General features: G+C 51.9%; 19 protein-coding genes. 11 read left to right on the plus strand and 8 right to left on the minus strand.

Features of this window, described 5'->3' with window-relative positions:
• Positions 1 to 78: 78 nt before the first annotated feature.
• Positions 79 to 1707, minus strand: a complete 1629-nt coding sequence (locus tag DESAC_RS15410; protein WP_013707328.1) for a TIGR03790 family protein — start codon at positions 1705 to 1707, stop codon at positions 79 to 81.
• Between the two features lie 299 nt (positions 1708 to 2006).
• Between DESAC_RS15410 and DESAC_RS11945 the strand changes: the two genes are divergently transcribed.
• Complete coding sequence (locus DESAC_RS11945; RefSeq protein WP_013707329.1) at positions 2007 to 2219, plus strand: DUF2905 domain-containing protein; 213 nt, start codon at positions 2007 to 2009, stop codon at positions 2217 to 2219.
• 118 nt (positions 2220 to 2337) lie between these two features.
• On the opposite strand, the gene scpB is transcribed toward DESAC_RS11945, so the two are convergent.
• On the minus strand, positions 2338 to 3117 hold the full coding sequence (scpB, locus tag DESAC_RS11950; RefSeq protein ID WP_013707330.1) for a methylmalonyl-CoA decarboxylase: 780 nt from the start codon (positions 3115 to 3117) through the stop codon (positions 2338 to 2340).
• Between the two features lie 127 nt (positions 3118 to 3244).
• Between scpB and DESAC_RS11955 the strand changes: the two genes are divergently transcribed.
• The 7 genes from DESAC_RS11955 to DESAC_RS11990 all read left to right on the plus strand — a co-directional run bounded on the left by DESAC_RS11955 (position 3245) and on the right by DESAC_RS11990 (position 9171).
• Positions 3245 to 4516 (plus strand): DNA methyltransferase, encoded by a 1272-nt coding sequence (locus DESAC_RS11955; protein ID WP_013707331.1) that lies wholly within the window; start codon positions 3245 to 3247, stop codon positions 4514 to 4516.
• 273 nt (positions 4517 to 4789) lie between these two features.
• Positions 4790 to 5008 (plus strand): hypothetical protein, encoded by a 219-nt coding sequence (locus DESAC_RS11960; RefSeq protein ID WP_013707332.1) that lies wholly within the window; start codon positions 4790 to 4792, stop codon positions 5006 to 5008.
• Between the two features lie 72 nt (positions 5009 to 5080).
• Complete coding sequence (locus tag DESAC_RS11965) at positions 5081 to 5302, plus strand: addiction module protein (protein ID WP_013707333.1); 222 nt, start codon at positions 5081 to 5083, stop codon at positions 5300 to 5302.
• A 329-nt stretch (positions 5303 to 5631) separates the two neighbouring features.
• The gene (gene ligA, locus DESAC_RS11975) at positions 5632 to 7662 is read left to right on the plus strand and encodes an NAD-dependent DNA ligase LigA (RefSeq protein WP_013707335.1); all 2031 of its coding nucleotides are present in this window, start codon (positions 5632 to 5634) and stop codon (positions 7660 to 7662) included.
• Positions 7659 to 7943 (plus strand): acylphosphatase, encoded by a 285-nt coding sequence (locus DESAC_RS11980; protein WP_013707336.1) that lies wholly within the window; start codon positions 7659 to 7661, stop codon positions 7941 to 7943. Before ligA ends, DESAC_RS11980 begins: the two co-directional genes overlap by 4 nt.
• A gap of 81 nt (positions 7944 to 8024) precedes the next feature.
• Positions 8025 to 8486: a YdbT family protein gene (locus DESAC_RS11985; protein ID WP_013707337.1), complete on the plus strand. Its 462-nt coding sequence runs from the start codon at positions 8025 to 8027 to the stop codon at positions 8484 to 8486.
• Positions 8467 to 9171 carry a YIP1 family protein gene (locus DESAC_RS11990; RefSeq protein ID WP_013707338.1) on the plus strand — a complete coding sequence of 235 codons (705 nt, stop codon included), beginning with the start codon at positions 8467 to 8469 and terminating at the stop codon, positions 9169 to 9171. The genes DESAC_RS11985 and DESAC_RS11990 overlap by 20 nt, the downstream gene beginning before the upstream one ends.
• On the opposite strand, the gene DESAC_RS17035 is transcribed toward DESAC_RS11990, so the two are convergent.
• The 5 genes from DESAC_RS17035 to galT are packed head-to-tail and all read right to left on the minus strand — an operon-like array spanning position 9100 to position 14682.
• On the minus strand, positions 9100 to 9396 hold the full coding sequence (locus tag DESAC_RS17035; RefSeq protein WP_013707339.1) for a lipopolysaccharide assembly protein LapA domain-containing protein: 297 nt from the start codon (positions 9394 to 9396) through the stop codon (positions 9100 to 9102). The two genes, DESAC_RS11990 and DESAC_RS17035, sit on opposite strands and share 72 nt — an antisense overlap.
• A 35-nt stretch (positions 9397 to 9431) precedes the next feature.
• The gene (locus tag DESAC_RS11995) at positions 9432 to 9785 is read right to left on the minus strand and encodes a response regulator (RefSeq protein WP_013707340.1); all 354 of its coding nucleotides are present in this window, start codon (positions 9783 to 9785) and stop codon (positions 9432 to 9434) included.
• Between the two features lie 12 nt (positions 9786 to 9797).
• On the minus strand, positions 9798 to 12152 hold the full coding sequence (locus tag DESAC_RS15415; RefSeq protein ID WP_013707341.1) for a GAF domain-containing protein: 2355 nt from the start codon (positions 12150 to 12152) through the stop codon (positions 9798 to 9800).
• 1 nt (position 12153) lies between these two features.
• A complete protein-coding gene (glgA, locus tag DESAC_RS12005; protein WP_013707342.1) occupies positions 12154 to 13629 on the minus strand; it encodes a glycogen synthase GlgA in 1476 nt (491 codons plus the stop codon).
• Between the two features lie 18 nt (positions 13630 to 13647).
• Complete coding sequence (gene galT / locus DESAC_RS12010) at positions 13648 to 14682, minus strand: galactose-1-phosphate uridylyltransferase (protein ID WP_013707343.1); 1035 nt, start codon at positions 14680 to 14682, stop codon at positions 13648 to 13650.
• Between the two features lie 435 nt (positions 14683 to 15117).
• Here galT and DESAC_RS12015 point away from each other — a divergent pair, with 435 nt between their 5' ends.
• The 3 genes from DESAC_RS12015 (at position 15118) to DESAC_RS15875 (ending at position 18045) form a co-directional block, all read left to right on the plus strand.
• A complete protein-coding gene (locus DESAC_RS12015; protein ID WP_013707344.1) occupies positions 15118 to 15840 on the plus strand; it encodes a LolA family protein in 723 nt (240 codons plus the stop codon).
• 112 nt (positions 15841 to 15952) lie between these two features.
• The gene (nadA, locus tag DESAC_RS12020) at positions 15953 to 16867 is read left to right on the plus strand and encodes a quinolinate synthase NadA (RefSeq protein WP_013707345.1); all 915 of its coding nucleotides are present in this window, start codon (positions 15953 to 15955) and stop codon (positions 16865 to 16867) included.
• 836 nt (positions 16868 to 17703) lie between these two features.
• Positions 17704 to 18045, plus strand: coding sequence for a hypothetical protein (locus DESAC_RS15875; RefSeq protein WP_148231242.1), 342 nt, complete (start codon positions 17704 to 17706; stop codon positions 18043 to 18045).
• Here the strand turns inward: DESAC_RS15875 and DESAC_RS12025 are convergent.
• Positions 18000 to 18905 (minus strand): DUF2156 domain-containing protein, encoded by a 906-nt coding sequence (locus DESAC_RS12025; protein ID WP_013707347.1) that lies wholly within the window; start codon positions 18903 to 18905, stop codon positions 18000 to 18002. The two genes, DESAC_RS15875 and DESAC_RS12025, sit on opposite strands and share 46 nt — an antisense overlap.
• Positions 18906 to 19004: the final 99 nt, after the last annotated feature.

The raw sequence follows: 19004 nt of genomic DNA on the forward strand, positions 1-19004 counted from the left end.
AGATTTTTTTAGATAATGGTCATTACTTACCAACAGCTAAAAACCGGAAACCGGAAACTTTATTTTCTAACTAAACGTTCATTGGAGGGATATCCCGGTCTGGAGGACAGGTTTTTCCCGGAAGGGATTATATAAAGGGTCCCCGATAAGGACCTGGCGCCAGGAGAGGTAAGGAATAGTGCGGAAATACACTTCCAGGAGAGGCAACTTACCGGTAAGCAGGAGAGGAAAAAAATCATCCGGGAGAGGAAAGGAATTGAGGTAAGGTTCGGCTACCGGACCCAAAGTGGCCGCCACACCTTTTTCCAGCAGCCGCTTACACCAGACGTTGCTGCCGTGCCGCCGCAGGGTGGTACATTCGGAGCTGGCCACATGGAAGGCAACGGCTCCCTGTTTCCAGGTGAAGGCGTCCACATATTCTCTCAGGGAATACCAGCCGCAGTATAAGGCCGCCTGAGGACAGGAACCCTGAGGAAAAAGCGTTGGCTTATTATCCAGGACCACCGGCAGAGAGGTCTGTTCTTTCAGGATATCATACAGGTTGCGAAGGTGGCCGTCGAAGCGGCCGTAGCCACCCGAATCAGGTTTATCGGGCAGTCCTCGGGCATCGATATAAAAAGTACCGGAAAGTCCGGTCTGTTCTACGGCCAGGGCGTCATCCACCAGACGTTTGGCGATCTCGGGGCTAGGGCCATCCAATCGACCCACCATGAGGGTGGCATCCCGAATACCCCGAATGAAAGGCAACCGGTCATAACGGGCCTGTAAAGGATTCGGCAACCATTGGGCTATTTGATACGGTCCGGCCAGAACCAGAGCTAATTCGCTGTCCACCGCCGCCTTGGTCTGAGGATTTTGGTAAATGTGGATTACCTGTTCCCAAAACTGCAGCTCTCCCAGGAGACCATTGGTGTGGCGGATGGAGGGGGCCAGTTCCAGCGCGGTCTCGGGCAAGACCCCCCGAAAACCGGCTTCTTCCTGCCCCGTCTTCAGGAGAACATAGTGATGGAACTGGGGCGGTAGCGAAACATGCGCCCCCTTCCCCTGCCTGAGAGCCTTCTGGCGGAAGGCTTCGAACTCCGGCTCGGAGCCGGTCAGTTTGATCATCTGGGCGGCGATGTTGGTCCGTTTGAGGTCGAAGCCCCGACGGACTGGTTTTTTCTGGAGGAACTGCCCCGCCCGCTCCACAGTCTCCCGGGTATGACGGACAACCTCCGAAGGCGGCGGGGTCTCTCCGGCCGGAAGTTTTGCCTCGCCCAGCAGGACATCCAGCTGGTTGGTAAGGCGCCAACAGAGGTTGACTAATTCCTGAGCCTTGGTCTGGGCCAGAGTGAGAAATTCCTGATCCAAATTAAACCAATGGGAGAATAACAGATCATCCACTCGCAGGGGAATGCCATAGACCAGAAGTATGGCCGGATGCCTTCCTCCGGTTTGAAACTGTTGCACCTTCCGGCGCACCGGTTCAGCCAGTTGCCTCTCATAGTCATCCCGTATAAAATTTTCACCCGGGGGAACGTCTACAGCCAGGAGATTCTCCGCCGGCACCCGGCGTTTATCGGCATAATAGGAGGCAACAGCCTTACTCTCCGGCAGATTGCGGTTATAGACGATAATGAGATCCTCGGGAGCAAGGGCTGGAACGGGGGTGGGCGAAAAGAGCAACCCGGCCCAGATGAACAGGGCAAGAATAGCGATAGTTTGCATGAGGAAAGTATAATAAATTAGAGGAGCAATGCCCACTAAATATTATGCATCTCTATCCCGCCAGATGGGAATTCCGTGACAACCTCACAGCCGTTGGGTTTGCCGGAGGAAGGTCTCGAATAGTCTATCGCTTAATAATATCCGGATGTTATCAAAATTCTTGCTGACACTCCGGCTAAATATCGAACGGGTTAAGTATACACAGCTCACCACGCCCGTAATGATAGCGGAGGAAAAGATGATTTTTGCAGGAACCTCTATGATATAATTTAATGCACACTGGTTAAAAGGACATTACCATGAGCGGCTTAGGAAAGACTTTAATACTTTTCGGACTCATTCTGGCCGGTATCGGCCTGATCCTGATAATCGCCCCCAAAATTCCCTGGCTGGGGAAACTGCCGGGAGATATCACGATTGAACGCGAAAAATTCACTCTGTATTTTCCGCTCGGCACCTGTATTGTTGTCAGCATCATCCTGACCCTCCTGTTTTCCCTATTCCGCCGCTAGCGGGCAGTGACATCCGATCCAGGTCAGGTTTATCTTACCTGCCATTCCAAGTGGGCAATGGCGCCGAAATATCTTTCCCTGCGAGGCGCCTTTTTTAATTCCGCCTGGCCTGATCGTCTCACTCTCCCTTAAATATCGGCGCCCGCTTTTCCAGAAAGGCCTTTTTCCCCTCGATGTAGTCTTCGCTATCCCAGACCAGACGGCGCAGGCCCTGGATACGTTCGAAGGTCTCCGGATTGAGGGCCAGGGCATTGCTGAAAATCCGGAGCTGCTCTTTGATGACGGAGACGCTCAGGGGCGAATTGCGGGCGATGGCTCCGGCCAGGTCATAGGTAAAGTCTTCCAATTCTGTTGCCGCTACCAGGTGATTTAAGATTCCTAGCCGCAAGGCCCGTTCGGCATTCACCGACTGGGCGGTAAAGAACATTTCCTTGGCCGCGCCCAAGCCGCACCGGTTGATCAGATGCAGAATACCGGAGGGATTGTAGGGAATGCCGAAACGGGATGGCGTAATCGTAAAAGAAGCATTGGGACCGCCGATCAGAATATCACAGATACAGGCCAGTTCGCAGGCTCCGCCCCAGACCCCCCCCTCGATCAGGGCGATGACCGGCGTCGGACAGTTCTGAATCGCCCGGATGATCTTTTCCAAAGGATCATAGTAACCCAAAGGGTCCCGCCCCGGCCGCTCGAGTTCCATGATATCATGCCCGGCGGACCAGACCTTGGCGCCAGGGTGGGCCCGGAAAATAATTACCCGGACTTCTTCATAGAGCAGGCTGTTCATAGCAGTCATAATATCTGCAATAAAGGCCTTACTGAGAGCGTTGCGCCGGTCATAGTTATCAAAAGTAATAATGCCGATAGCGTTGCGCACTTCCTGAATGACCAGAGACATAGAACTCCTCCTCAATCTTTCTCTTTAAATCTCTATCACCATTATGTCATCATATCTAAAACTTGACGTTCGGCAAGAGAACATTTACTATGAAATTATTTCTTATGGATGAAAGGATAGACTATCTTTGACCAGTCATCGGATCATCGTCGGCGACTGCCGCCGGATGCCGGAATTGGCGGATGCCACAGTGCACCTGGTGGTAACCTCGCCACCTTACTGGCAGTTGAAGGACTATGGGCCGAAACAGCAGATCGGCTACGATGACTCCTATGAGGACTACATCAACCATCTCAACCTGGTCTGGCAGGAGTGTTGGCGGGTGCTGCACCCCGGCTGCCGGTTGTGTGTCAATATCGGCGACCAGTTCGCCCGGGCGGCCTACTATGGCCGGTATAAGATCATGCCCATCCGCACCGAGATCATCAAGTTCTGCGAAACCATGGGCTTCGATTACATGGGGGCGATCATCTGGCAGAAGGTCACCACCTGCAACACCAGCGGCGGGGCCACCATCATGGGATCGTTTCCCTTCCCCCGCAACGGTATGCTGAAGCTGGACTATGAGTTTATTTTGATCTTCAAAAAGCCCGGAGCGACACCGCCGGCCTCGGCTGAAGTAAAAGAGCGGTCCCGAATGAGCCAGGAGGAATGGAAAACCTATTTCCAGGGCCACTGGAACTTCCCCGGCGAAAAGCAGTCTAAACACCTGGCCATGTTCCCGGAAGAGCTGCCCCGGCGTCTTATAAAGATGTTTACCTTTGTGGGGGAGACCGTCCTGGACCCATTCTTGGGAAGCGGCACCACCAGCCTGACGGCCAGGAATCTGGGCCGGAATTCGGTGGGCTATGAGATCAACGAGGAATTTCTGCCGATCATTCAGGAGAAATTGGGGCTGCAGCACGGAGCCCTTTTTGGTTCCGATGAGGTTGTACTAACCCAACGGAAAAAGGCTCCTACCGACCATATGACTCGCATCGCCGCCTTGCCGTATGTATTCCATGATCCGATACGCTTTGATAAAAAAAATAACCCGAAAGAAAGGACTTATGGTTCAAAGATTGATTCGACTAGCAGAAAGAAAGAAGATTATTCTCGAGTACGGGAGATTTTATCTCCTACAAGACTGCTTTTGAATAATGGCCAATATATATCTTTACTCGGAATCAAGGAAATTCCAGGAAAAAATGGAGATGCCATAGAATTTCTCAAAAAATTGACTAAGGGTAGTAAAGTGTTTTTCCGGAAGGACGAAAAAGTATCTGAAGATTCTGATCAGGTTTATTTATACCTTACCAATAAGACATTTATTAATGCTCACCTAATAAAAAATAAATTGGTTGATGTCGATACTGAAAGTAATTATAAATACAAAGAGAGGTTTTTAAAATACCTGTAACAACTCAGTCGCTTGGGGCGAATACAAGATTCGCTCCAAGGGATGGATCTGCCGGTGCTGCAGTGTTGTTGTAGGACGGAAAAGCGGAGCGCATCCCGCCTTTTGGAATGCTCCGACACCAATTTTCATGGTTTACGGGTAACCCACGGGTAGTGGCAATCATCGAGAAATCAAGGTTTTTAAACGTAGGATGGGCACGCCCACCATTCCTTGCTCTATTCTCTCAGATAGCTGAAGTATACCGATTGGAGTATTGTCCTTGTAGAGCAAATAATGAAAATAAATATCGATGAGCAATTACTTTTTATGATTCATACCATTTATCAGGGACCTGATAGTCATGCCCTCCGAAAATTTGTGGAATTTCTCTATGAACAAGAAGATGAATTACTGACTGACGATGATTGGACGGCAATCCAAGAAGGCCGGGAGGATGTAGCCCAAGGCAGGGTCATTTCCTTGGATGAATATGAAAAGGCCCGTGGGTTGTGAAATATCACGTTGAGATTTCCCGGCGGGCTGAAAAAGACTTAGATCAATTAGGATTGCTAAAGGAGTTCCTAGATGCGTGCGAACGATATACCATATATAAATCAATTAAGTACTGCCGAAAAGATATTATTAGTAGAGGACCTTTGGGATAGTATTATCAGGGATGAGGCCAAAGTTCCTGTGCCGCAGAGTCATGTCGAGGAATTGGAAAGAAGACTAAAAAGGTATATGGCTCATCCAGGAGATTTGCTTTCGTTAGAAGAGCTTCAGGAACGTATAGAAAGCCGAAAATGACGAAAGCTGTCCGTTTTCTCCCTGAAGTAGAAAACGATATCCTGACCGGGTATGCCTGGTATGATGGGAAATCGCCAGGGCTCGGGGAGGAATTCCTGCGAATGTTTTGGGCTTGCACCCATGATTTGATCAGATATCCCAAGGGTTACCAAAGGTTTATGGTGAATTTCGTCGGCGTCTTCTCAGAAGATTCCCTTATGCCATTTATTATCGATTGGCAGGAAGCACAATTATTATTTTCGGGTTATTTCATTGTGTTCGCGATCCTAAATTTATTAGAACGTTCTTACAAGACCGGGAAGAATTAAGTAATTAATAATACTAAACTTATGATAGATAATGCCAGGATAACTATAGAAATAGCAGCCAGAGCAGCCCGGTTGCGGGACCAGATCCACTACCACGACTACCGTTACTATGTCCTGGACGACCCGGAGATTTCTGATGCCGAATATGACCTACTGTTCCGGGAGTTGGAGCGGCTGGAGGAAGAGTATCCGGAACTGGTTACTCCCGACTCCCCGACGCAGCGGGTAGGCGGCGGACCGGCGGAAAAATTTGAGTCCGTAACGCACCGCCAGCCCATGCTGTCGTTGGAAAACGCCTTCAGCGAGGGTGAGGTGCAGGAATTCGAGCCGCGGCTTAAGAGGTTCTTGCACCAGCAGGCGGAATTCGATTACGTCCTCGAACCCAAGATGGACGGCGTGGCGGTGAATCTGACCTACGAGGACGGTCTCCTTGCCATCGGCGCTACCCGCGGAGACGGCCATCGGGGTGAAAACGTCACCCAGAATCTCAGGACCATTAAGACCATTCCCCTGGTCTTGCGGCGGGAGACAACCCCGGCGCCAGCCTTCCTAGAGGTGCGAGGCGAGGTGTATATCGAACTGGCCGAATTTAAAAAGCTCAACGCCGCCCGCGAGGCCCAGGGGCAGCCAGCCTTTGCCAACCCCCGCAACGCCGCCGCCGGATCCCTCCGGCAGCTCGATCCGGCAGTAACCGCCGGTCGACCATTGAAAATATATTGCTATGGCATAGGGGAAGTAGCCGGACGCGAGTTCTCCAGCCATTGGGAAGTCATGCAGACCTTAAAAACGTGGGGGCTGCGGGTGAACCCGTATGTCGACCGTTGCCAGGGCATTGAGGCGGCCGTTGCCTATCACCATCGCCTGGAAGGACTGCGCCACGGATTGCCTTATGAGATTGACGGCGTGGTCATCAAGGTCGATTCCCTGGAGTTGCAGACTCGATTAGGGATCAAGAGCCGCAGCCCGAGGTGGGCCCTGGCCTATAAATTCGCCGCTACTCAGGCAACTACTCAGGTACGGAAAATCATCGTCCAGGTGGGGCGCACCGGCGCCGTCACCCCGACGGCCATCATGGCACCGGTGGAGGTGGGGGGCGTCACCGTAAGCCGAGCCACTTTGCACAATGAAGACGAAGTAGCCCGCAAGGACGTCCGGGAGGGCGATTGGGTGTTGATTCAGCGGGCCGGAGACGTTATCCCTGAAGTGGTAAAGGTAATCACCAGCCGGCGCACCGGCCGCGAAAAGCCATTCAAAATGCCGGAAAGATGCCCGGTATGCGATACTCCTCTGGTGCGACCGCAGGGTGAGGCTGTAACCCGCTGTCCCAACCCGGACTGCTCCGCGCAACTGAAACGCGCCATCCGCCACTTTGCCAGCAAAGGGGCGATGGATATCGACGGCTTGGGGGAAAAGATCATCGAGCAGCTCATTGATCAAGGATTAGTGCAGGATGTGGCCGATCTCTACCGCCTGCAGGCGTCTGACCTGCTACCCCTGGAGCGCTTCGCCGAAAAATCGGCCCAGAATATCGTGCAGGCCATTGCCGGCAGCAAAAAGCCGTCCCTGGGACGATTCATCTATGCCCTGGGGATCCGCTATGTCGGGGAGGCCACTGCCAACCTCCTGGCCCGCCATTTCCAGACCCTGAACGCCCTGAAGGCGGCGGCGGTGGAAGACCTCCTCCTGATCGAAGGCATCGGTCCCCAGGTGGCCGCCAGCATTCGGGACTATTTTCAAAACCCCAAAAACCAGGCTTTATTGGCCAAATTACTGCAGGCCAACCTGCAGCCGCAGGCAGCAACCCAAGTCCTGACCACCCCCCTGGCCGGCCAGACCTTTGTCTTCACCGGCAGACTGCAACAACTTTCCCGAGATGAAGCCAAAGCCCTGGTGACCGCCCAAGGCGGCAAGGTCAGCAGCTCCGTCTCAGCCAAAACCGATTACCTGGTGGTGGGCAAAGACCCCGGCACTAAATACGCCCAAGCGCTGGAGCTGGGCCTGACTATCCTGGATGAGGCCGGTTTCGCTCAGTTGATCGGGAGGATAACATGACTCAAAATATGCTGCGCGCCCGCGCCGTGATCGAAGGCCGGGTCCAGGGCGTCTTCTTCCGCGCCTCCACCCGGGACGAGGCGCGAAAACTCGGTATTCAGGGCTGGGTCCGCAACCTGCCCAACGGCAGCGTGGAGGCCTTGTTCGAAGGAGACCGAGCCGCAGTCAGCCAAATCTTGGCCTGGTGCTACCAGGGGCCACCTTATGCCGCGGTTCATAAAGTACATGTCTCCTACGAACCGTATCTGGGCGACCAGAAAGGGTTTCAGGTGGCCTATTGACGCCCATTCGTTCCTGAGTTAGCGCTGTTTTTCTTGAAATCCCAATCCAAATCTTCTATCATTACCGTTCCAGAGGAAACCATGAATCAATCAGAGAGGCATCCGGACACCAAAAAGGTCTTCACCACCTCCTGGCGGGCCTTTTATTTGTATTATCTCGCCATCGCCATCTGCTGGTTCGGACCGCAGCTAAATCCCGATTTTGCCGACCAGTTAGGTCTTAGTCCAGCAATAGGACTGGTCCTCGGAACCCTGTTGCTGGCCGGTGTCTGGTACCTAAAATGGGGCCAGGAATACGCCGCCGACTCAGAAGGAGTAATGAAAATCTGGCACTACCCGAGGCGCCGGGAAATCGTGCCCTGGCCGGATATCGCCGCTATCAAGATACGCTGCGGCTTGACCCAAACCTTGCTGGGTATCGGCAACATCGTTATCCAAAAACGCCAGTCCGCCGATAAAGAGATTGTCTGGTACGGTATGAAAAACCCCAAACAGATAAAAACCTACCTGGAAAGAGGCCTCGATGAGTTTACCTCCGATTGATTGGACTGATGCGACGGCCGAAGAGGCATTGCCGCAGGAAAAACCGCTGCCGCCGTGGGAAGACCCGTCGCTTTCGATTCTCCCAGCCTTGTGCTCGACGCTGACGGGAATTTTGAGACGACCGAGAAGCTTTTTTCAAACCCTGCCAACCACCGGCGGCCTGGGGGAACCGCTAGGCTTCGCTCTGGTGGTGGGCACATTGGGACTGCTCAGTTCGCTTATCTGGCAGGCCCTCTTGGAGGGAGGATTATCTGAATCGGCTTCCGGTATGCTCCTCACCCAAACATTAAGATTCCTCAACACCCCCAAGCTGATTGTCGGACTCTTCCTGCTGGCGCCGCTCCTGGTGGCGGCAGGGCAATTTTTCCTGAGCATCTGCCTGACCTGGGCCGTCCGCCTGACCGGACCGAGTGAGACTACGTTTGAAGCAGTGTTCCGGGTCGCCGCCTATGCCGAGGCCCCCATGCTTGCCTGCCTGATACCCCTGGTCGGCTCCTTGGCCGCCGCCGTCTGGGGCTTTTGGGTCCTGGTCATCGGACTCGGCCAAACTTTCAATCTTACTGTTCCTAAGGCGATCTTCGCCCTCATCCTCAGCGCCGTCTTTCAGGCGATGTTACTCCTGTTTCTCCTTCTCCTCGGCGGACTCTTCATCTTTCGCGGACTCTCGAATTTTCTCTTCTCCTAAGGAAGATTCAGCCGCTTTGCGGCGCCGGTGACGCCAACCGACGTGGCCTAGCCATCCGAGGATAAAACCCAGAACGAAAAAAATAATGATGATGAGCGATGTGTGTAATTGAATCAATTCCTTGCCAAAAACCTTTATGGGCGGAGCCAATACCGAATTTTCAATAATAAAGTAAGTAAGTAGAGATGTAAAAAGAATCAGCAAAAATATCTTGATTTTTGCCATGCTAGACCTCCTCGCGTCGCTCGGCGCCGACCGGTTTAATCCTTCAGGTGCTTACGCACCGCGGTTTTCAAATCTTCCAGATCGGAAGACTTAACCAGATATTCTTCTGAGGCCCAAGTGCCGAAGTCCTGCTTATATTCGCTATAAGCCGAACTCAGGAGGACAGGAAGGTTGGGGTGCTTCTCTTTGATCTGCCGCAGTACCTCAATACCGCTCATTTCCGGCATCTTGATATCCAAGATGATCAGATTGAGAGGCTCCTTTTCTACTATTTCCAGGGCTTCGCGACCATTGGCGGCGGTGAGCACTTCATAGCCCTCCTCTCTCAATTCTTCGCTATACAATAAACGTATACTCATCTCATCATCCGCCACAAGAATTCGTTTCATGTTAAATCTCCTCTAGTTTTCCTCCAATGGCGATGTTGTTCTAGCATCAAGTAAACAGTACTTGGCGATGGGCAGGGTCACGGTAAACGTAATACCTTTGCCTAGTTCATTATTAATTTCGATGTCGCCGTAGTGGCGAGCGACAATGCGCTGCGCGATAGAGAGCCCCAGACCGGTTCCCATCTCCTTGGTGGTGAAGAACGGATTAAAGATATTGTGGACCAATTCGGGCGGGATACCGCCGCCGGTATCCGAAACGGCGATGGCAGCATAGAGGCCGTCTGATTTTTCCAGGGGAAATGTGTGGATAGTCAGCGTCCCCCCGCTCCCCATAGCCTGCTGGGCATTCTGAAAGATGTGATAGAATACCAGTTTTATCTGACGGTCGTCGCAGAACACCAGGGGCAACTCGGCATACTGCTTGACAACCCGAATATTATCCCGGTCGAGGTCGCGCTGGATGAGGGTCAGTGCGTCAGCCACTAATTTATTGAGATCATGTTCCTGGAAGTGACCGATGGCATCCCCGGTAAAGTCAAACATCTGGCGTAGAATTTTTTCCAGCCGACCGACCTCGTCAACAATCACATCAACGTACTGTCTGATGGGATCCTCGGAAGCCACCTGTTTACTTATACGTCGGGCAAAACCGCCGATGGAAACCAGGGGATTGCGGATTTCGTGGGCCAGTCCCTCTGCCATGCTGCTCATGGCCGCCAGACGGTCTGATTCCAGCATCCTCTCCCGGATGAGGGTCAGTTCTTTATTACTGGACTCAATAGTGGCAACCAGACGGGAGTTCTCAATGGCCAAAGCCGCCTGATTGGCAAACATCGTAAGGAAATGCAAGTCCTCGTCTTTAAGGGGCTTTTTCGATTGATAATTATCAATGACAACGACGCCGATCACTTCGTCCTTGACCAGAAGCGGCACGGTCAAAAATTCCAGGGTATCTAGTTTGGCTCGAATCGCTTGGTTTACTAAGACATTCTGGTCGGCCTGGGTAATATGAAAGGCCTTTTTATATAGGGCCGTCCGGGCCAACACCCCCTGATCTTCTTCCAACCTTACCCGGATAGGACCGGCGGTGCCCAGGGCGGGTCTTAATTTCTGGTCATTGTCCAGCAGCAGGGCTTCTCGCAGCGGCAATCTGGGTGGCGCTTCCTGTCCCCCGGAATATCGTACTTCGACAAGACCATTCCTGAATTTATCGATCAGAAAGACCAGGGCCCGATCATAATTCATGGCATTGTTCAGGGTAAGGCCTTTGATCAGAATGGTCAGAATCTTGTCTAGATTGACGGTGGTCATCAGCGCATAGGAGATATCATGCAACACCGTCAGGACATTCACCATATGTTCATTTTTTTCTGCCAGAGATTCTATCTGTTGAAAGGCTAGAGCATTTTCAATACTGCTGGTCGCCATTCCCGCCAAAGTCTGGAGTAACTGGCGGTTCTCGGAATCAAACTGTTGGTACCGCTGGTTGGGGGTCTGCTTGTCATAAACGGAGAGCATCCCCTTCAAATGACCTTTTAGATTGAGCGGCACGCCTAAATAATAATGCTTATTGCCACCCGCATCAGCGACCTCGGAGGCCACACAGGGCATTTCGCCGGTTCCGGAAGGTGGCTGACCGGTAATGGTTTCCAGCGACGGGAAACCGCCGGGGATGTCGCCATATTCGGCACTGACCTGGTCCTGTCCGGATACTTCGTCAACGATGCGCAGAGTTGCTCCTCGGGCATTGATCACCTTGGCGCTGATGCTCACCACTCTCTCCAAGAGGGCGTTCAACTCCATAGTGGAGCTCATGGCCTTGCCGACGTCGAAGAGCACGGCTAATTCGGCGATGCGCTTTTTGGCCTCCTCGTGGAGAAGAGCCTGCCGGATGTTGCCCGCCAACATCCGGCAGGCGATCAGGATGGTCTCTTGATCGTAGGGATCATACTCACGCCGGGCTTTATCGACGAGCAGCAGAACGCCGTAGAGAAAATTATCATCGGCAACGGGAAAACTGGTAAGGGTCTGATATATAGGGAATATAGCCTCTATAGCCAGGTTGCTGTCTTTTGTCCCAGGGGCATCTAGATGCTGCACCAGGGGGCATCTGGTTTGGGCCGTCTGCCCCACAATGCCAACGCCCAGAGGGAATTCCACCCGGGGCCGGGCCACTTCGCTTCTTTGGCTATCAGCGCTCAGGAAGAGGGTCTCCCGGTTTTTATCCAGACCGAAAAAAAGAATCAGGTCCACTCTCAGATTGCGGGCCAAGAGATAGACAAAATTATCCAACCTCTCGTTATAGCTGACGGTAGAGGTGAAGAGATCGATTAACTGAGTAAGGAATGATAACCGGTTAAGAGGCATTTCAGATGTCTCTCGGTGCCTGGGTTAGTTTTTTCTGTACGGCCTTCCGGTAAAGCTCCTGGTATTGTCCGGCGGCGTGCAGCCAGGAAAATTCCTGTTGCATTGCCTGCCGCCGCAGCAGGTCCCAGGATGGGCGGTTGCCATATAAGGCAATGGCACGCTGAATCGCCATCCAGAGCTCTAGAGAATCAAAATTGGAAAACGTGAAACCTGTTCCTTGACCGCTTACGGGGTCATATTCCACCACTGTTTCTTTGAGGCCGCCGGTGGCCCGCACCACTGGAATAGTTCCATAGCGCAGGCAGTAGAGCTGGTCTAAACCGCATGGTTCGTAACGCGAGGGCATGAGAAAAATATCAGACCCGGCGATAATCTTATGGGCGGTTTCTTCCGAGTAGCCTATTTTCACCCCCACCGATGCCGGATAGCGTTTCTGGAGTTCCATAAAGGCATACTGATATCTTTCCTCACCGGTTCCCTGGAGCACAAAGCCGATGTTGGCATCGGTCAATTGGGGCATGATCTCCCTGACCAGATCCAATCCTTTGCGTTCCCGCAGGCGGGTGGTCATGCCAATCAGCGGCTGGTCAAGAGAAACTTTCAATCCGTAGTGTTGGATCAGGTCAAGCTTGCAGTGATCTTTGCCGGCCAGATTCCGGGCGTCGTAAGGGGCCGCAAGGTAGGCGTCATGCGCCGGATCCCAATGCTCATAATCGACCCCGTTCAAGATGCCGTATAAATCAGCGGCGCGCTCCTGGAAGACTCCCTCCAAACCGAAGCCGAACTCCGGCGTCAGGATTTCCTGGCGATAGGTCTGGCTGACGGTGTTGATGATATCGGCAGTTACCAAGCCGCCTTTCTCCAGGTTTATTTTACCATAATATTCCAGCAGGTTGGGAGTGAACAGCTCCCATCCCAACCCGGTCAGGGCCATGTCATAATGCCAAAAAATTCCCTGGTAGCCAACATTATGGACGCTATAAACCGTGGCCAGATTTTTACAATAGGGAGAGTCTTGATACAGGGTCTTAATGTAAACCGGCACCAGTCCGGTCTGCCATTCATGACAATGACAGACATCAAAGTGGAGTTTTAGGGCGTTGAGCAGTTCCGGCACCGCACGGCTGAAAAAGATAAAACGCTCGGCGTTGTCCTGGTAGTCCCCGAACTGGGTGCCATACAATCCTTCCCGGTCATAAAGACTATCCTGGCCGATGAAATAGAAATCCAGCCCTGGGTCCAGGCGGGTAGTATAGATATCAGTCGTTAGGGTTTTAATGGACAGAGGAATAGATATGCTCGTACCGGTCGGCTTCAAGTCCCACGATGATTCTTTTACCTGGCGATACAGAGGCAGAACAACGGCGACCTGATCACCCCGTTGGGACAGGGCCTTGGCCAGACCGTAGATAATCTCCGCCAGAGCGCCGGCGCGGGCAAAGGGGTTGGCTTCCGGACTAACGATTAGGATACGCATAGGCTCTGATCCCCATTGTTATGTCGTGCTCTCTCCCGCAGGCGGTGCAGCCTCCTCAAGTTGAACTTCCCGGAGATAACGGGCGGCGTCTTCCGGTGGCGTGGGATTGATAAAGAAACCGGAGCCCCACTCAAAACCGGCCATCAAAGTCAACTTGGGCATGATCTCAAAATGCCAATGGTAATGTTCCATATGGGTTTCGCGCACCGGGGCGGTATGCAGAATAAAATTATAGGGCGCCCGATTCAAGGCGACATCCAGCCGCCGTAGTACGGGTGAGAAAAGTTCGGCCAGCTTTAAATATTCCTTGTCAAGCATATCTATATAGGAGGAATGATGCTTTTTGGGCAATATCCAGATCTCAAAAGGGGAACGCGGGGCAAAGGGGCAGATGGCCACAAACAGCTCATTTTCTAATACCACCCGCACCCCCTGTTGCAGCTCCTGGCGGATCATATCGCAGAAGACACAGCGCTCCTTCAACCGATAGTGCATCAGAGACCCGGAAAGCTCTTCCTGAACCAGTTCCGGGACGATGGGGAGACCGATAAGCTGGCTGTGGCTATGTTCCAATGAGGCACCGGCGGCCCGACCGGAGTTCTTAAAGATGAGGATGTAGCGGAAACGCGGGTCTCGGCTCAGATCTCGGATCCGATCCCGATAGGCATAGAGGACATCGGCAAATTGTGGTATCGTGAGAGTGGAGAGGGTTGCCTGATGATTAGGATTCTCAATGATAACCTCATGGGCCCCGATACCGTTCATCAGGTCATACATACCTTCACCCCGGCGGTCCAGTTCCCCCTCAATGACTAGCGCCGGAAATTTATTGGAAACCACCCGAACTGTCCAGCCCGGTGAATTCGCCGGTTGACCCGCCGGTCGATAGGCCATGATCTCGGGAGGTGTCGTATGCTCATTGCCAGGACAAAAAGGGCAAAAACCTCCCTTGGTGACCTCCGGCTCAACCACAAAGTCATGCGGTCTCTTTCCGCGCTCGGTAGAAATGATAACCCAACGTGAGATAATCGGATCTTTTCTTAGTTCCGGCATGCAGTTGTTCTCCTCGAGCTATTGGTCCCCGATACTTAGAAGGTCCGCACCCATCAATGATCTCTTCTCCGCAGCACCCCGGTTCGCAGGCGGTTGGGATTATTGGCAAAGAAGAGGCATATGTCCCATCAATATTCTCGCATCAATCTGAATCAGTATATCGACCACCTAAAATAATGCAAGTCCTTTCCATAGTGATTCAAGACCATCTGCTCATACCAACTCAATGTTGCAAAGAATCTGCCACTGTGGCTTTCTCGGTGTTTAATTTTCAAAACAGTAGATCAGTCCTGTCTGAAGATAGCTATCTGAGGCAAAATTTAAGGGGAAAAAGGGGTTTGCGCCATTTTCTCAGTAAATTTAGGACCATTGACGCAACCAGACTTTATTTGGAACGCCTTGACAGCTCGCCTTCGGTAAGGTAATACTCAGTTCATGAAGAGGATGTCTAAAAATAACGCCTTATCCTGTTATCCGGTGCACTGTCGAAGCATCTTGTGGGCAGCCATGATTCTCCTGGTCTGGGGATTTTGCCTAGGACCAGCGGGTCCGGCTGTTGCAGTCAGTCCGGAAGAAATCATCACCCAGGTGCAGAAAAAATATGACGCCACCGGGATGTTCAAAACGCGCTTTCGCCAGGAATCCCAGCTCAAAACGGCTGGCGCTCCTGATACTGCCGAAGGGTGGCTCTTCTTCAAAAAACCCTCCCGGATGCGGTGGCAATATCAATATCCGCCAGAGCAGAAAAAAGAGGTCATTGCCGACGGTCGGGAGGTCTCCATTTATATCCCCCAAGACCGCATGGTGATGGTATATCCCCTTAACCAGGTCCTCCGTTCCGATCTGGTCATGCGCTTTTTTTCAGGCATGGGCCGCCTGCAAACAGACTTTACCGTGACCTGGGACAGGCCGTACCAGATCCATGAGCCGATCAGGATCAGATTAAAACCTGTCAAACCCCAGCCTGAGTTAAAGCATCTGATTCTCACCATTGATCCCGAGACGTTTCTGGTGCAAGCCCTGGAGTTCAGCAATGCCTACGGCGATCACACCCGGATGAGTTTTACCCAGACGCAGTTGGACATCAAACTGGCTCCAGGCTTTTTCACCTTCATCCCGCCGCCGGGAGTGGAAATCGTCAGAGACAAAATCTACTGAGGAAAACCCTAGTAATTGCCATTATGTATAAATCAGCCGCACGTCATGAAGCAGTCGCCGTTACTGCCGTTTCACTTCATAAGCATTTGAAGGTATTGAAGGGAAATAATCAGTGAACTTATCACCCCTACAACGGGAAGTCCGAAGCTGGCTGGAGAAAAGAGCTGCGATTCTTCTGGCCCATAATTACCAACCCGGCGAGATACAGGACATTGCCGACCTCACGGGAGATTCTTTGGGACTGTCTCGGGCCGCCTCGCAAACCTCGGCCAAAGTCATCGTTTTCTGTGGGGTGCATTTTATGGCGGAGACGGCGGCGATCCTCTGCCCCGAAAAGTTAGTGTTGCTCCCCCGGCCGGACGCCGGTTGTTTTATGGCCGACACCATCACTCCCGAATCACTGCGGCAGAAAAAGGCGACCCTGCCTGGAGTCCCGGTAGTGATGTATGTTAACTCCAGCGCCGCGGTCAAGGCGGAAAGCGATATCTGCTGCACTTCCGCCAATGCCGTGCGGGTAGTCAATTCCCTGCCCCAAATCCAGGTTTTGATGGCCCCCGACCGCAATCTGGCCCTCTACACCCAACGGCATTCCTCTAAAAAAATCCACCTCTGGGAAGGCTGCTGCAATATCCATGATCAATTAACCGTGGCAGAGGTCCTGGCCTGCAAGGCTGCCCATCCGGAGGCGTCCTTCATCGCCCATCCCGAGTGCCGCCCCGAGGTCCTGGACCTGGCCGACGCCGTCCGCAGCACCTCGGGAATGCTCACCTACGTCCGCCATGATGACCATCAGGAGTTTATTATCGGCACCGAAAAAGGCCTGCTGCACACCCTGAAACGGGAAAATCCGCAGAAACACTTTTACTCCCCCTCAGAACGGCTCCTCTGCCAGGATATGAAGAAAATTTCTCTGGCGGACATCGTTGCCTCTCTCCAGAACCTGGCACCAGTCGTCTCGGTGCCGCCGGACATACGCCAACGCGCCCTCCTGGCAGTAAACCGCATGATGGCCGTCCCCCGGGATTGAGCCGTCCAACCGGATAATGCGTTTTAATTACTAAGATAATAAGTTTTGAGTTTCAAGTTCCGGGTTTCGAGCTAATAAAAGAATTCGTAATACTTCAGCTATCTGAGATAATAGATCAGGAACATGGTTGGCGGTGCCCACCCTACAGCACCGTAGCATCGACAGACCCGTCTGATAGGGGCGAATCTTGTGTTCGCCCCAAACAACTGATCTGTAGGGGCGAATCTTGTATTCGACCCAAGCAACCAGATGATTCTCATGGTTCGAGTGGGGCTGGTAGGCAATGGCAATTATTTTCAAAAACCGGAAACGTTATTACATGTCCCGCGGCAGCAGAGTCCCAGTGTCCCAGGTCTTGGTCCTTATTTTGGCAGTAAAACCGCAAGCCTAACCTTCCCTGGCCGTTATGGTGGTGCAGGCTCTCCAGTCTGCACGCTGATGCACAGGTCAGGAGGCCTATGCCACCAGTCATTCTTTCATATTTCGTAGTGTTTCCGATAACATGAGAACTTTTGGCAGTCGCTCTAATTACGCCCCTTCCGCAGCTCCCAGCGGCATCCAGGCAACTCCCGCCATAACTTTTCCCCCGAGACAGAAGACTAAGTATAGACTTTTTCTTGAAGCCTTTCAGGGCCATGACACTTCAGAAATTTACGCTAGCCTGCGCTAGCCCACAAAAAACCGTGATGCCCTTAAGACTTCGATATGGCATTAATATTGCAAATATTTCACTCAGAAATATTAAATTTTAATTAATCTCACAAAACTGCCGATAAGAGGTATTAAGGAAGATGTATCCAATCGATCAATTAAAATTCGTTTTGACCAGGTGGCTCATGGCCGAAGATTTAGACAGTTTAATTAAAAACATGCGTTTAGCTTTGCACGACCTTGCCCAACCGCTGTCGGTGGTTGCAGGTACTGTTGATCTGATGCTCTTTGAATCCGATCCGAAAATGGTATATTTTAATGAAATCAAGAACATAAGTGACAACCTGCAGTCAATCATTGAAAAAATAACTGCAATCCGGCAATTAGCCCGCCAGATACACTCCAATATCAATTCTTCAAAGCCGGCTCATTCCGGTCCAGAGCTAGCATCTTTAAATACTCATGGAAATCCTTTCCCAGCTCAGCCCAGGGAGATCCGAAACTTTTCCTCTAAAAGCACCGGGTGATAGGATAGTTTGGCCTTTCTGAGGCCGGGTTCGCCTAAATCCTGCTCTCTATTGATCAATTCCACCTCTTTCCAGGCATGTTCACAGAATTGTTGGTTGATCAGGGCATATAGCTCCTGGATTTCCGGATTAGCCTTCTCGATATGAATGACTGCAGTCTGCCGGTTGAGTAATTCACCCAGCGCAAAGGCCTCGACCTTTCCTGCCAGTAAGATCAATCCCCCTTGCAGCTCCAGTTCCCTAAAATGTCTGATCGCCAAACGGGTGGCCTCCCATTCGCTGGTTAGATTCAAGTCCTCTTCACAGCGCTTAAATTCACACCAGCAGTCCGTGAGGTGTAGACAGGCCGAGAGAAATTCTTCCCGCAAAGGCTCATAAACAGGTTGTTGGAGTCGCCTCAAACGATTAATATGATTTTTTTTGCTGTGGTATTTATTGCCGCTTAAGCTGATGAGGTCGGCACTCCGATAAAGATAATCAAAATGATCCCGCACCGTCTCACAAGTGAATCCCTTTTGGGTAACTTCCTCTGCCAGACGCCGATCAACCCGATTGATGCAGGGATGCGAAATTTTTTTAACCTCCCCCAACCAATCGAGCAATCGGCGGCATACCTCAACTCGGCCCGGCGGCCCCACCGGCGGTAAAAACCACGGCTCCCCGTGCGGCGGTTCATTCAATAAAACCAGCCAGTCTTGATAGAGACTCCAGGACAGGCCATAATGGGATCGCCAGATAAAGAGATTACTGAAGGTTAATTCGGAGGTTGTGGGTTGATAATCCCGCAAGAATCTCTTAAAAAGATCTTTTGCCTCCAGGCTGATAGGAAGAAATTCTGGGAAACGGGGTACATGGTTCATCGGCGCCGATCCTTTAATCAGAGACTAAGATGGTGCGAATTATTCTTGCTAAGGGAGTATTATTGCCTTTTATCAATCTCTGAGCTATAACATAATATC

The organism is Desulfobacca acetoxidans DSM 11109 (assembly GCF_000195295.1).
Taxonomy (GTDB): Bacteria; Desulfobacterota; Desulfobaccia; order Desulfobaccales; family Desulfobaccaceae; genus Desulfobacca; species Desulfobacca acetoxidans.